At 40.8% G+C, this 13,013-nt stretch carries 14 protein-coding genes and 2 pseudogenes; 7 read left to right on the top strand and 9 right to left on the bottom strand.

Features of this window, described 5'->3' with window-relative positions:
- Positions 1 to 236: 236 nt before the first annotated feature.
- From ACQY3F_RS16060 to ACQY3F_RS16040, 5 genes and pseudogenes are all read left to right on the top strand, one after another.
- Positions 237 to 470: a type II toxin-antitoxin system ParD family antitoxin gene (locus tag ACQY3F_RS16060; RefSeq protein ID WP_428355947.1), complete on the top strand. Its 234-nt coding sequence runs from the start codon at positions 237 to 239 to the stop codon at positions 468 to 470.
- A complete protein-coding gene (locus ACQY3F_RS16055; protein ID WP_428355946.1) occupies positions 470 to 760 on the top strand; it encodes a type II toxin-antitoxin system RelE/ParE family toxin in 291 nt (96 codons plus the stop codon). Before ACQY3F_RS16060 ends, ACQY3F_RS16055 begins: the two co-directional genes overlap by 1 nt.
- An 85-nt stretch (positions 761 to 845) precedes the next feature.
- Positions 846 to 1,190, top strand: a pseudogene (locus ACQY3F_RS16050) (recombinase family protein); the annotation flags it as partial.
- Positions 1,173 to 1,355, top strand: coding sequence for a helix-turn-helix domain-containing protein (locus tag ACQY3F_RS16045; RefSeq protein WP_428357708.1), 183 nt, complete (start codon positions 1,173 to 1,175; stop codon positions 1,353 to 1,355). The pseudogene ACQY3F_RS16050 and the gene ACQY3F_RS16045, both read left to right, overlap by 18 nt.
- On the top strand, positions 1,355 to 1,900 hold the full coding sequence (locus ACQY3F_RS16040; RefSeq protein WP_428355945.1) for a PHP domain-containing protein: 546 nt from the start codon (positions 1,355 to 1,357) through the stop codon (positions 1,898 to 1,900). The genes ACQY3F_RS16045 and ACQY3F_RS16040 overlap by 1 nt, the downstream gene beginning before the upstream one ends.
- Positions 1,901 to 1,929: 29 nt before the next feature.
- Here the strand turns inward: ACQY3F_RS16040 and ACQY3F_RS16035 are convergent, their stop codons facing one another.
- Both ACQY3F_RS16035 and ACQY3F_RS16030 read right to left on the bottom strand, forming a co-directional pair.
- A complete protein-coding gene (locus tag ACQY3F_RS16035) occupies positions 1,930 to 3,663 on the bottom strand; it encodes a putative transposase (RefSeq protein WP_428355181.1) in 1,734 nt (577 codons plus the stop codon).
- A 59-nt stretch (positions 3,664 to 3,722) separates the two neighbouring features.
- Entirely contained in the window at positions 3,723 to 4,187 is a 465-nt protein-coding gene (locus tag ACQY3F_RS16030; protein WP_428353027.1) for a hypothetical protein, read from the bottom strand.
- A gap of 164 nt (positions 4,188 to 4,351) precedes the next feature.
- Here ACQY3F_RS16030 and ACQY3F_RS16025 point away from each other — a divergent pair, with 164 nt between their 5' ends.
- Positions 4,352 to 4,747: an AAA family ATPase gene (locus tag ACQY3F_RS16025; protein ID WP_428355943.1), complete on the top strand. Its 396-nt coding sequence runs from the start codon at positions 4,352 to 4,354 to the stop codon at positions 4,745 to 4,747.
- Positions 4,748 to 4,772: 25 nt separating this feature from the next.
- Here the strand turns inward: ACQY3F_RS16025 and tnpC are convergent, their stop codons facing one another.
- Genes tnpC through tnpA form a run of 3 tightly spaced genes read right to left on the bottom strand, consistent with a single transcriptional unit; the run spans position 4,773 to position 7,133 of the window.
- Positions 4,773 to 6,407: an IS66 family transposase gene (gene tnpC / locus ACQY3F_RS16020; RefSeq protein WP_428355942.1), complete on the bottom strand. Its 1,635-nt coding sequence runs from the start codon at positions 6,405 to 6,407 to the stop codon at positions 4,773 to 4,775.
- 46 nt (positions 6,408 to 6,453) lie between these two features.
- The gene (tnpB, locus tag ACQY3F_RS16015) at positions 6,454 to 6,807 is read right to left on the bottom strand and encodes an IS66 family insertion sequence element accessory protein TnpB (RefSeq protein ID WP_428353775.1); all 354 of its coding nucleotides are present in this window, start codon (positions 6,805 to 6,807) and stop codon (positions 6,454 to 6,456) included.
- Between the two features lie 8 nt (positions 6,808 to 6,815).
- Positions 6,816 to 7,133 (bottom strand): IS66 family insertion sequence element accessory protein TnpA, encoded by a 318-nt coding sequence (gene tnpA / locus ACQY3F_RS16010; RefSeq protein ID WP_428353774.1) that lies wholly within the window; start codon positions 7,131 to 7,133, stop codon positions 6,816 to 6,818.
- Positions 7,134 to 7,850: 717 nt separating this feature from the next.
- Here tnpA and ACQY3F_RS16005 point away from each other — a divergent pair.
- The gene (locus ACQY3F_RS16005) at positions 7,851 to 9,047 is read left to right on the top strand and encodes an ISAzo13 family transposase (RefSeq protein WP_428352931.1); all 1,197 of its coding nucleotides are present in this window, start codon (positions 7,851 to 7,853) and stop codon (positions 9,045 to 9,047) included.
- A gap of 37 nt (positions 9,048 to 9,084) precedes the next feature.
- Here the strand turns inward: ACQY3F_RS16005 and ACQY3F_RS16000 are convergent.
- The 4 genes and pseudogenes from ACQY3F_RS16000 to ACQY3F_RS15985 form a co-directional block, all read right to left on the bottom strand.
- A pseudogene (locus tag ACQY3F_RS16000) lies at positions 9,085 to 9,612 on the bottom strand (STY4526/YPO1902 family pathogenicity island replication protein); the annotation flags it as partial.
- Positions 9,613 to 9,647: 35 nt separating this feature from the next.
- Complete coding sequence (locus tag ACQY3F_RS15995; RefSeq protein WP_428355940.1) at positions 9,648 to 11,078, bottom strand: ParB family protein; 1,431 nt, start codon at positions 11,076 to 11,078, stop codon at positions 9,648 to 9,650.
- A 775-nt stretch (positions 11,079 to 11,853) separates the two neighbouring features.
- Positions 11,854 to 12,183: a hypothetical protein gene (locus tag ACQY3F_RS15990; protein ID WP_428355939.1), complete on the bottom strand. Its 330-nt coding sequence runs from the start codon at positions 12,181 to 12,183 to the stop codon at positions 11,854 to 11,856.
- A 6-nt stretch (positions 12,184 to 12,189) separates the two neighbouring features.
- A complete protein-coding gene (locus ACQY3F_RS15985; protein WP_428355938.1) occupies positions 12,190 to 12,996 on the bottom strand; it encodes a ParA family protein in 807 nt (268 codons plus the stop codon).
- Positions 12,997 to 13,013 lie beyond the last annotated feature (17 nt).

The following is a 13,013-nucleotide window of genomic DNA, read 5'->3' as shown; positions in this document are numbered from 1 at the left end:
ATATGGGGATGGAGATGTTACTTTGCAAAACAGCAGAGATGGTTAAGAAGTCTTAAAAAGTAAACCTTCTAATATATAGGGAAAGGCGTGTCTCTTTCCATGTATCAAAATAATGTTCTCATATCGCCTTAGATAAAACTTAACACTTTTAAGGCTGTTTCTCTTCAGCAAACTACGTTTTTTCTTGTATTTCTTGATATTCATATATACTATTAAATAGTATAGGAGGACATATTATGGCAACAACGAGTTTTACTCTAGGCGAACACTGGGAAGTGTTCATGAAAAATCAAATAGCTAGCGGGAAGTACGGTTCAGCTAGTGAATTAGTGCGTGATGGTTTACGCTTACTTGAACGAAGAGAAACCAAGATTGCAGCTTTACAAAAAGCTATTACAGAAGGCTTTGAAAGCGGCATTGTAGAAAATTTTAGTATGGATGAATTACAAAAAGAATTGGATTCTGAATAGTGCTGCGTTACCGAGTTAGTCAACGAGCAAAAGAAGATTTACGGCAAATTGGCCTTTATACTCAAAGAGAGTGGGGCAAGGTGCAACGGCGCAAATATCTATCTGGCCTCGATAACAAATTTTCTTTTCTTGCAGACTCCCCTTTAATTACCCCAGAACGACAAGAGTTTTTTCCTGTTGTTCGGATTCACCAGCATGAAAGCCATTTAATTATTTATGTGATTGATGACCTTGGAATTACTATTTTACGTGTTTTACACCAAAACGCAGATATAAACAGGCATTTGTAATTCACCAAAAGGGCATGTCAATATTACGCCCATGAAAATAGGCTATGCTAGAGTATCAACAGATGAATAAAATCTCGATCTACAGCTTGATGCACCCAAGGCGGGAGGCTGTGACAAGATATTCACCGATGAAGGTATTAGCGGAATACCTAAAGATAGGGATGGGCTTTCGCAAGCTCTTTCAGCCGTTGCAGAAGGTAACAATACTCTGGTTATCTGGAAGCTGGACAGATTAGGGCGTTCTCTAGGATTTCTTTGTGAATTAATTGATAAATTAAAAGGGCAAGGAGCAGGCTTTCATAGTTTAACTGATGGTATTGATACCACCACAGGCGGCAAGCTGGTCTTTCATATCATGGGTGCATTAGCTGAATTTGAACGTGATTTAATCAAAGAACGCACAAAAGCAGGAATGAGAGCCGCAAAAAAACGCGGTAAGCATGTCGGACGACCAAAAGCTTTATCACCAGGGCAAGTTCAGCATATGCATGAATTATTGAACAGCGGAAAAACACAAGCCGAAGTAGGGGCGTTGTTAGGAGTTTCTGCGAATACTATCGAGCGTGAATTAAGAAAAAACAAAATGGATAAATAATGGTAGATATTAATGATGGCGATCATTTTGTAAGAGCTGATCTTCACATACACTCTTACGGAGTCGATGATGGTTCTTTTGATGTTACAGACGAAAGCATGACACCAGAAAATATAGTTAATACAGCTATAAGTTCTAATCTCTCAATTATTAGCATTACTGACCATAATGAAATTGGGAACTCTAAGAAAGCCATAGACTACGCCAAAGTTAAGAATATATTGGTAATACCTGGAATAGAGGTAAGTACTACACAAGGTCATTTACTGGTTTTTTTTGAAACATTCACAAATTTACGATCTTTTTATGGGAAGTTAACAATATCAGATAATAAAGAGCGTTGTGATCAAGGAATAGTAGAATGTTTAGATTATGCCAAACAATATGGTGGCTTTGGGATTTTAGCCCATATTGATCTTGACTCAGGGTTTGAAAAGGTCATTGGTCGATTTAATGATGTTACCGAAGCGTGTTTTAGTCACCCCGAGTTATTAGGACTGGAGATTAGCAAAAAAGATAATTTTGAGCAGTATCAGACATCTTGATTCAGACGAAACTAATTTGAGACCATTTCCTAATTTTTTGCGGATGAAGTCAGCTCATAAATTAAGCGCAGATCGGTTCCTGGATAATTGAGTTCCGTTTGATTGAGTTGTTCAAATAACTTTTCTATTGCTTTATTACTTGCAGGTCGGGAAGTACTATGCACACGTATCCGAAGTTGTTTTTTTACTTCATCGGGTAATATATCTGCTTCTGTCACAAACAGCGTTTGTAATAGTTGCCTTGCCATCGGAAAGTCGATTGTCGGTGAGGTTAGCAGAGCGGCCATTGCTGTTTCTGCCCGATAAGCGATCATGTTGACAGTATCTATCAGCCGCTTTTTCCCTGGCAGAAGCTGTTCGAACTTATCTTCGTCTCTCAACTCTTGCCAGGTAATGTGTTTGGGCGTTTGGCTTAGTTTTTCCTTGATGGTTTTTAGTTCATTTTCATAATGCTCTATTTCTTCGAGTAATTCTGCTCGTTTTCTTTCCCATTTCTTGTATTTCACATCTTCCGTTTCATCTTTTTTAATCACCGGATGAAGTTCCATCGCTGCAAATCGAGATAGACGGTAATTGAGTTTGGATTGTATCGAATTACGCTGTCCTTCCTGTTGGCGCCTATCAGGGTTGACCACCTTTTGGGTATCGGATAGTGGCTCTATTCCATACTCCTGTAGCATATCTAGCCCATAGTGGTGCTTCATATATCTAAAAAAGTTCTCTTGGCACCACCGGCTAAACATTCGCCCAGAAACAGCCGTCAATTCTAGTTCATAGGCTGTGGTAATAATACTGGTTTGGTGACCAGAATCAGTCAACTTGCGCACTTCTCTCATCCACATCGCCTGTTTTCCAGTTCCAACCAGACTGCCTCGTTCGGCGAGTTTCATGATGACTTTTTCACCACTCGGTAGGGTGATCTCCTGACTGGAAAAATTGTCCAGTGGCCAATTTTCGGTGGGAAATTTATGATAGGTCATGCAAGCGACACGATGCTTGTCCCACATCTTTCTAAAGAATGCGGGGCTATAGCCTTCTCTATCAAACACCAGGATAAAACGACAGGCTTGTTTGTTTTGCTGTAATGCTTGTGCACTCGGTTGATTCGGAATGTCTTTGAGTAATCGGGGGACGATATCTTCTTCCAGCGTTTTTAGTAAGCCCGGATCCACCGTTTTTTCAACGACAAAGAAGGGACGCCCCGTACCATCATTAACCCAGTAGTCGGTGATACCCCGTAAGCAGAGTTTTTCGCGTGAAACATGCCGTTTGGGAAGTTTAGTCAAGTGTCCATGATAGACACGGACATGACCATCTATGTAGAGTGTTCCTGCTGCCTCTGGTTCATTTTCCATCCATTGTCGACTGAGGTCGGCCGCCCAGCTTTCGACTGATTTTGGTTCAGCCAGTCCTTTTACTTTGGATCTTAAACAACGCACTTCGGGAGCCCGATCCAGGCCAAGTAGTTTTCCGAATTCACCCGGTGCATGCTCGCGAAGTTGTTCGGCATTTTTGATGCGACATAGCCCCATAAAGGCGAGTAGCAATAGAATATGAAAGGTTTGATAGTAACCTGTCAGTTTGCCCAGGTGGCGCTCAATGTCATTTAATAAGCCATTGCCAAGTAACGCGGGCAATGCACATAACACACCGCCTTTAGGAACATCTAAACAGGATTCGAATTCGATTGAGGCTCCCTTTTCCTGCTCACCCAAAGCAGCCTGGATTCGCTCTTCTACTCGAGTGCAGGCCGTACCAAGCACATCGGCTGCATTGGCATCTATAATATCACGGGCTGATTTGGTACTGCCATCATTGGGGTCTATTGATGCGGCAGACTTTTTTTTAAACGTCCATCACTGATCGCCTTGCGAAAGGTATCTGCCCGGATGCCTAATTCTTTAGCGGCTTCGTTAGGCGTCATACCTTGATCCAGATATTCCTGAGCTTGCTGCAAAACCTCAAGCGTAAAGAGTGGTCCTCCCTTGCGAGTCGGGCGAGGTTCAAAAAACGAATCAGCCCCTTTTTCTCGTAGTTGCCTTAATGAGCGCATAACACTACTTTTAGAGACACCAAAGGTTGTAATAATATCGATTGAACGACAGGAACCGGTATTGATGAGTTGAGAGGTGTGAAGTCTAAATAATCTCTTATTGTCAGCCTGGTGAGAATAGATCGGGATACCGCCGAGGAAATAAAACCACTCATCATTTCGGTTATCAACACTGACCTGACCATTTATAATAGTCGTACCCTGAGGAATTATTGGGAGCATGAGTTGCTGCATTAATTGAATACCTCGTATGATATGAGGGCTTAGTTTAACCTAAATGAGTACCATTTTCATTTCTTTAGCTGAAAATATCAATCATTTGACAATAATTCCCTAACCCTTTAATTATATTGCCTAGTTTAAGTTTTAATGGATTTCTTTCAGGATAGCGAATCAAGATGTCTGAGTATACAGATTCAGATACCAATCCTAACCGAAAAAAATTAATGACTTCACGAAGAGATAAGCTTAGTCAGTCTGAAAGCACCATACTTCCCAAAGTAATGTCCTCGGATTCTCATAATTTAAATAAGCTTGGGATAAATGCTGTTGGAGAAAAAAGGTTAACTCGTTTTAAAGTAGATGAACTCAGTTTTGATGCTGTAAAAATAGCACTTTTTTCGTATGAATCCAGAATTAGGATTGAAGAGTTTATACCAGAAAAAATCCCTCACTTTGTGGGTATAAAACTTAAGGGAGGTCTTCTTGATGGTCAGTCGATAAATTTTAGTAAAAACTTAACGTGCATTATAGGTGGAAGGGGAACAGGAAAATCCACATTATTAGAATCGTAAGCGCTCAACGAAGCACGTACTTGCCCTATTCAGGCGTATCTGATTTTTTAATATTCCAGGGCAACAAAGCCTCCACTTTATCAACCGTATCAGCATAAGGTAAAGCAGTGAGAACCTGCTTAAGATATGCATAAGGCTCCAGCCCATTTGCTTTAGCTGTTTCTATCAGGCTGTAATGTATTGCACTGGCACGAGCACCCGCAGGGGTATCAGAAAATAACCAGGCTTTGCGCCCTATCACAAACGGGCGAATCGCATTTTCTGCCAGGATGTTGCTAATATTGAGTTCACCATGGGTGCAATACACATTGAGTTTTTCCCACTGGTTACTCAGGTAAGTCATTGCCTTTCCTGTCAGGCTATCTTTAGGTACTTTATGCTGGTTTTCTTCCAGATAGGCTTTGAGCTGGTTCAATACAGGAATGCTCTTCTCCTGGCGCTGCTGATATTTTTCATCCACTGACAGGTCTTTAATTTCTCGCTCAATGACATACAGTTTATTGATCAGGCTCAGCGCTTTACCTGCTTTTGAGGGTTTGTTATTTTGTCCCTTTTTGCGTTTAGGCTGTGCATTCTGGGCATCTTTAAAATAACGACGCGCATGATCCCAGCACCCCAGCTGGGTGATGCTGTTTTTTTGGCACACGGCATTGTACCCCGCATAGCCATCGGTTTTCAGATAGCCACTAAAGCCGTCAAGCAGGCGCATGGGGACGTCTCCACTACGAGAGGGATCGTATTCAAACAGGATGCTTTTTTCACCCGGTGGCCCGCCAAGCGTCACCCACATATATTTATCTGAGGTCGCTGGCCGCCCCGGTTCTTTTAATACCTGAACCCGCGTTTCATCAGCGAGTATGACTGCCCCTGTGTGTTGATGCTCTCGCATCAGGTTAATCAGGGGCTGAAGTTGTTTAGCCAGTGCGATCATCCAGTTTGCTAATGTCGCTCTGGAGATGTCACCCCCATAACGAGACAAGATGCCTTCTTGCCGATATAAAGGTAAGCCGTCAGCATACTTGGCGATAATAACAAAGCACATTAAACTGATGCTTCCCATTGCTCTGGCAATAGGGTGTCTGGGCATTTGTGCGGCTTTAACCTGGCGTTGCTTTTCGCCTTCAATCTGTTCGACAAAGACCGCTTTTTCCTGCATGTATTCAAGAACACGTACTTTAGCAGGAATAATATCCAGCTCTTCTTTCACTTTCGTGAAGAAAGTATCAATAGCGCCTTCTTTTTCTTCATCCGTTAAATGAATAAAAATTTGCTCGCGGGGTAACTTATCCGAAAAGGGTTTGCGTCCCGGCTTTTTCTTCGTGCCAGTAGAACTTGTCTGCTTATCGCCCTCAGGTGCTTCATCAGCTTCCTGGTCTAATTCCTCGCTGCTATCTGCTTCATTCTCTGCTTCATCAAACAAAGAGGATTGATGAGATTGTTCACTCGATGACCCAAAGCGTTTTATTTTAGATAAGCGTAGTACCTCTTCCAGAATAAGGATGCGTTTTTTCTGTTCGGAAATCACCCCAGACTTAACTTCAATCACACGCGTCAGTTCATCAATAGCCTCTTCTTTTTCAAGCAACAAAGCAACACTCTCCGACAGCAAAGAACCGGCTTTATCTTGTTGTTTTATATTTGAAATATCGGCTAAAATCATGGCTTTATTATAGCCTTTATAGTGGCAATAATGAACACAAAAACAGCTAAAAAACAGACTCATATTGAAGTTTTTTATGACCCTTCATCGCGCTAATATCAAAGCCATCCAGCAACCAGTTTAACGGCTGTCCTGTTAAGGTTAATGTCTCTTCATCACCTTTAGGCCACTTAAATTTGTCTTCTACCAATGACTTGTAATAAAGGACAAAACCATTATCTTCCCAGAACAGACATTTAATCTTATTCCGCTGTTTATTCGTAAAGGCATAGAGAGCCCCCTCAAAAGGATTATGCCCTAACTCACATTCAACAATCGCCGATAGCCCTCGGTGTGACTTACGAAAATCAATGGGACGCCGATACAGATACACCTCCGTTAAAGACAGGGATGGACGCATAACAACCGTCACCGCAACAGCTCAAGCAGTGGTTGAATACACGACATAGTGTCCTGCGTAATACCTTCCAGACGTGTGCCATCATTAAATCGTAAGGATAATCCAATAGCTAGATCCGGTGAGATACCCTCGTCAACCCGAATGCGCGTAAATCCTGTAGGGGAAGTAGTAGGCTTTACAGTCGATTTACGTTTCCAGTAGCCGAACTTTTGCGGGCATAAATCATGTTGCCGACAATAAGCTGCCTGTGATTGGCCTGATGCCTGCCAGTGCTCTATGTGAATAGGCCAGAAAGTCTTTTCCTGTATTTTTTCTAACGCTGCCATTTAAAATTCCCCGTGGTATTTAACAATGGGGATAGTTTGGCATTAATCTGAGTTGCCGTGAAGTACGCTGACTATTGAGCGCTTACTTTTTATGTGATATCTGTTGCTGTACAAAAGTTAAATACTCTTTATCAAGGTAGATAGAGTCAGAGATAGATACCGGTGCATCGTGGATAGCATAAATATTGCCTTTAAATTGCCCCTCTTGTGTTCGCAGTTGGGAGCAGAGTGATATCCACCGAGTTAACCTGAGAACATAGATTATTCTCGACACCGTTGCATTGGAGTAATTTAATGTTTCCGTTAACAATCTGTTTAGGCTCAACATGACAGCCGAACTATGTATCGCCTGGGTTCTAATAATCCCCCATGACCTGACTTCTCTTGAATCAAGCTCTTTATCAACCCATATGGATCTTGGGATGGCATCCTGCCAATTGCCAATATAAACCAGCGAGTCAACAGAGCTTGTGTCTCCTCGCGGTTCACTCGATAACCTTTCCAACTCACTTGAAATGCGGTTCGATAGAATCTTTATGTTATCTGATATCTCGTTTTCCATTGCTTAACAGGCGACTATTTTTAACAAACAGTCTTTGCTGTATATTCAGGTAAGGGAGATGGAAAGAAATAATCATCCAAACGAAGTAAGCTTGTGTCTCAATAATTTATAATAATGAATTCTGAATTTATTCTCACACTAGGCAGATAAGCTTGTTGATATTAACAGATAGCATTATAGGTTGGATTATAAATACAGCCCATCGTTTAAAAGGCTCGGTACGTCGTATATTCATGGCTGAAACGGTGGAGCTACTAGGCTCAGGTGGTGCAAGTATTGCTGAAGAAAAACTAGGATGGAATAGAGGCACTATCCGAAAAGGACAATATGAACTTGAAACTCAGCCCATAGAAGATAATTTTTCAGCGAGAGGGCGTAATAAAAGTGAAGAGCATTTTCCTCATCTACTTGATGACATAAAAAAAATTGCTGAACCGGAGTGTCAAACGGATCCCTCTTTTAATTCCTGTCGATTATATACCCGGCTAACGGCTAAAGAAGTTAGAAAACGTTTACTGGAGATTGATTATTACGATGAAAAAACATTACCTTGCTCAAAAACTATCAATACAAAATTAAATGACCTGAGTTACCATCCAAAAAAGGTACAAAAAACAAAGCCTCATAAGAAAATCAAGGAAACGGATGCAATTTTTGAACAAGTTCATTCAGTCAATGGAATGGCAGATATCAACCCAAAAGAGATTCGTATATCAATTGATGCCAAAGCAAGAATGAATATAGGAAATTTTTCACGGGGAGGACGAAATCGGGTTTTAACAAAAGCAGAGGATCATGATTTAGATGTTAAGGAAAAGTTAACTCCTTTTGGTTTTTATCTGCCTGAACATGATGATTTTTTCCTTTTCTTTACAGCAGGCTATGCCAGCAGTGATTTCATCGTTGACCGATTGGAAGAAATTTGGCCAGAAATTCAAGAAAAATATGGAGTAGATATTCTGACAATTAACGCTGACAATGGTATGGAGAACAGTAGCTCCAGAACTCAGTTTATAAAAAGGCTTGTGGAGTTTGCTGAAAAAAGCAACATAAAGATAAAACTGGCCTACTACCCTCCTTATCATAGTAAATATAACCCAATTGAACGAGTATGGGGAGCCTATGAAAATCATATTAGTGGCGACATAATGGATACAGTTGAAACAACTTTAAAATTTGCCAAAAGTATGACCTACAATGGCAAAGCACCTATTGTTAAATTAACAGAAAAAATATATGAAACAGGAGTAAAGGTAGGTAAAAAAGCAATGAAGACGTATTATCAGTTTGTTGACCGAATGCCATCGTTGGAGAAATGGTTTTTGACCATTTCTCCTGGTTGTTCTGGATGATTATTTCTTTCCATCTCCCTAAGTCTTTATCCCATTTATTTAATACCAGCCAAATAACATTTATCTGTAAGTTCGTGGTTTTTGATGCGTGCAATAATTTATCTGCTAACTCCTCAGTTTTAATATGAATATCTACATGAGTAATATGCTTCCATAGGTTGTGCTGCTTGTCCTCCGATGGAAGTGAGGGCCTTCCTTCACTTTTGGGTAAGTTAAGGAATTTTTTATAATTTGCCATATCAGACGTTGTTAGCCCGTATAGGTATTTCATAACCGGATATGACGCTCCTTCTCTGAGTAATTCATAAATTTTATGTTGATGTCTTTTTTTGTCGCCAATAATTACTAGGGCTTTATCCAGTGCCTTTTGATCAAATTGAACTGACAAAAATTTTGCTTGTGTCAAATCAGACAAGACATGAATATCCTGGGTACTTAAGTCACTAATTTTAGACATTTGCTCGTTACTTAATCCCATGCATCCAGCGGCTTTAAAATCACCTTCTGACACTAATCTTGAAACATATAGTAATGTTTGAAATGCATAGTCAGATGCACTGCTCATATATTCCCCATAATTGTAATAATTACTTGTTAAACTTATTCCTGGTGATCCCAAATCAGCTTATCCGGGTAATGTTTTTTTATTTTTCTAATATTTTCCATTAATCTAAATAACTGTAGAAAACCTGTGTCTGTTAATGCTACTGGGCATTGTATGATGATCGCTAATAAATTTAATATCTCAGGTGGTTGTTTAACACGATCAGTAAGCGCATTAGTACCGCGCTCATGATGATGAAAAAGTGTAAATAATTCTAAGTGATTCCATGCATGGAATCGCTTTGGATCAGTATTTTGTTCAGACAGTCCTAATAAAAACCACCAAACAACATATTTAAGATATGTCGTTTCTTTATGTCTCTGTGATCCTTCAAAATCAAATGGCTCAACAGGGCACTCAATAATAAAACCAAGTCCCGAATCACTTTGATGGATAACATGATCCATAATGAAATGACGAGCAAAGTGACATATCAGCTCATAGTTTCTTTTGCGTAAGCTGGCTAAGTTGACTTCACCTTCTGGATCAAGTGTTAATTGAGTGGAATTATCTTTAGAGCTAGGGGAGGGCGTGCTTTGCTGATTATTTGTCGCTTGTTTTTCTGCCAGGTTTTCTGGTTGCTGTTCGGTTGCTGCAGCGTTTGTTTTATTTGCATAATTACTAACATCACTCTCTTGAGATGAAGTGGAGGGCACTGAAGTCGTATTATCAGGATCAATCACTTCACTTTGTTGTGTGGATTGACTTTCAGTTGAGGTGGTGTGTTGTGCCAATGAATTAAAAGCATCACTGCTATTTTGATGGGCTGTAGAGTTGACTATCCTTGACTGAATCTCAAGGAAAATATGATTACTTTGAACTTCGATTTCGGCGGCAAGCTGCTCATCAAGATCAGTGCGCATATCTTTTATATTAAATTCTTCATTATCATGCTCTGACATAACCCCCATAAAAATTAGCTCAAAACGATCAGTTTTATCACTACAGTAATCACTGTAGGTTTGGTGTAGTTTTTTTAAATCATCTAATAATTTATAGCTACCAGTTCCTCGTCTCATTACTTGCGGGATCATTTGGTCGAGCTCAATGGCGTAATCTAATCGAATGAGGTTTCTTCGTGAGACCTTATAGCCTCGCTCAGCCGCAAGTTTAGAAAATTCGTTACGAGATAGTTCTTTCGCCAGCTCGATTTCTATTTCCTCTTTCAGGCTTTTCACCGCATAAGCTTTATCAATTAATATCATATCGCCACGTATTTCATTTTCTATCAGATGAGACGTGAGAATAGTTGACTCGGATGACCAGGGCACAAACAGGCATTGAACCTGATTAAAAACTTCATCGCCTGTTTCGTTATACAGCTCATTGAGTATTTGCAGGCGTGTATTCCCACCTGATTCAACCATAAACAGATTGTCGCCAGGCCTTCTGGTGATATTGAAGTTATTTGCGACACGAAGTTGCATAAATATATGTTGTAAATCACTTTTTTTTAAGTGAGGCGCAACCTGGAGTTCTGCCTCCAGTATCCTACCAGGCCATGCGACACGGATGTGGTGTGAAGCGTCTGGGACAATGAAACTCGTATAAGAGGAACCGTGAGGGGAATCGTAACTGCCAGTGCTAAGGCGGACGGGAGCTAGGATGGAATGATAGGGTGAATGTAATGTGAACTGTCGTCTTGAAGTCCCGTTAACAAAAGAGCAGCCAAAAGCACTGATAGGCTGTAACCAACAGGTGGGTAGTCAGTGGAACTGTTATAACGTCGGTTTCACGCAGATAATGCACTACTGGGATACAGGCAGCACCTAAGTCGTTCGTTAAGATATTTATGTGGAACGTGGCAATGTCGTATCGTCCTCCAGCAATGGAGAAAGCTGCCCGCAAGGGGTGCTGATGGCCATGCGTCGATGAGAGAATGGAAAAAGCGAAGGCGATTATGTAATGTAGTTGATACGGATTCAAGATTTGTCCGACACGAAAGTGTGCGCACGTCCATTTGGTGCTTCGTTGCGAGAGAGTTTAGAGAACCGGTTTTAAGAAGGAAACGCAAATGACGGCCTTTGGCTGGTGCACCTTCTGGCATAGCAATATGTATTATCGGCTGTAGATACGTATCGCAAAGGTTGGCTATTAAATTTGTTCAACAGACATTGTTTTTGGTAGTAAAGTTAGTGATGGAAAATACATCATTTTACACTAAATAAAATGAGTTTACTGTTGAATAATAAGGCAGCTGGGTCAGTTTATTCTGGCTTTTGAAGGGCTTGAGCCGTATGCTGGGAAACTCGCAAGTACGGTTCTTAGGGGGCAAAGGGTCGCGAGACCCTGAGCTACCCGGTTATTCAGTCGTTTATTACTTAGAACGGAGGCTTTGATTTCATCATAAAGCGGATTTTTTTCTTTGCGTGGGTTTTTGTCATACGCTTTGATTTCAGATAGCTTTAAAATCATTTGGGTGACCGTTAACGGGTCTGATAGTGTTAAGGGTGTATCAGTATGCTCTGCAAAATTACCCTCTAATAACATACCCTGTACCTGCTTTTTTGTTGCCCTTGCTTTTGTTGTCATCGGTCTTTACGCTATATCTGGAAGGTTAGGGATTAATTCACGAGCGAGTTCAACCATAATTTGCTTTGCTGACAAATTATTATTTCGTTTGTTTTTTTGCTCTAATCGATGCACGGGGATTTTTTGAGTCGCAGCTTCTCTGTACACAACTGAGCTGGGGATAACAGTATTAAGGATTGTAATCGCCCCTTTGCTAGGGGTAAATGATGCGGCTCTTAATTCTTCGGTGATAATTCTGGCATCAACTGTTCTATCCTGACGATAAATGATGCCGCGAAGAGGGCCTATAGGCGCACCTAATCTCGCCATGGGTTGTAATCTTTCAATCATTTTAACAGTTCCCCGGACAAATTCTTTGGCCGATAAGATTTCCGGGGGAATAGGGGAGAGCATAAAGTCTGCAGCGGTCACGGCAGCATCTTGAAGGGGGCCTACTGCTCCCTGGGTATCGAGTAAAACAAAATCGTATTGATTATCCAATTGTGACAATATGTGCTTCAATCGTACTCGACCATCCGGTGTATCACGTATCCAGTCTCTTAATTTTACATTGGGATCATCCGATACAATGATATCCAGATTATCAATATGTGTATGAGAGATAACAGTACGACTATCAGAGTTGATAAGAAAATGCGTTAGGCCATTGTCGGTTTTCTCTTTTAATGCATAATAACTAGAGAGTGTTGGCTGAGGGTCTGCGTCAATTAATAGAACGCGGTAACCAGAGTCGGCGAGCAAACCGCCTAAATTAGCTGTTAAGGTTGTTTTTCCAACACCGCCTTTGGTACTCACAATGGTTATTTTAATCATTTCTTCAGGCCTGCTTT

Source organism: Methyloprofundus sp., from assembly GCF_965251085.1.
Lineage (GTDB): Bacteria > Pseudomonadota > Gammaproteobacteria > Methylococcales > Methylomonadaceae > Methyloprofundus.
This window is presented reverse-complemented; position numbering and strand designations above follow the sequence as displayed.

Bases quoted from the DNA above. Each gene is read 5' to 3' on its own strand.
- ACQY3F_RS16060 (WP_428355947.1), top strand. From the start codon at position 237: ATGGCAACAACGAGTTTTACTCTAGGCGAACACTGGGAAGTGTTCATG.
- ACQY3F_RS16045 (WP_428357708.1), top strand. From the start codon at position 1,173: ATGAGAGCCGCAAAAAAACGCGGTAAGCATGTCGGACGACCAAAAGCT.
- ACQY3F_RS16040 (WP_428355945.1), top strand. From the start codon at position 1,355: ATGGTAGATATTAATGATGGCGATCATTTTGTAAGAGCTGATCTTCAC.
- ACQY3F_RS16030 (WP_428353027.1), bottom strand. From the start codon at position 4,187: ATGCAGCAACTCATGCTCCCAATAATTCCTCAGGGTACGACTATTATA.
- ACQY3F_RS16025 (WP_428355943.1), top strand. From the start codon at position 4,352: ATGTCTGAGTATACAGATTCAGATACCAATCCTAACCGAAAAAAATTA.
- tnpC (WP_428355942.1), bottom strand. From the start codon at position 6,407: ATGATTTTAGCCGATATTTCAAATATAAAACAACAAGATAAAGCCGGT.
- tnpB (WP_428353775.1), bottom strand. From the start codon at position 6,807: ATGCGTCCATCCCTGTCTTTAACGGAGGTGTATCTGTATCGGCGTCCC.
- tnpA (WP_428353774.1), bottom strand. From the start codon at position 7,133: ATGGCAGCGTTAGAAAAAATACAGGAAAAGACTTTCTGGCCTATTCAC.
- ACQY3F_RS15995 (WP_428355940.1), bottom strand. From the start codon at position 11,078: ATGCAACTTCGTGTCGCAAATAACTTCAATATCACCAGAAGGCCTGGC.
- ACQY3F_RS15990 (WP_428355939.1), bottom strand. From the start codon at position 12,183: ATGACAACAAAAGCAAGGGCAACAAAAAAGCAGGTACAGGGTATGTTA.
- ACQY3F_RS15985 (WP_428355938.1), bottom strand. From the start codon at position 12,996: ATGATTAAAATAACCATTGTGAGTACCAAAGGCGGTGTTGGAAAAACA.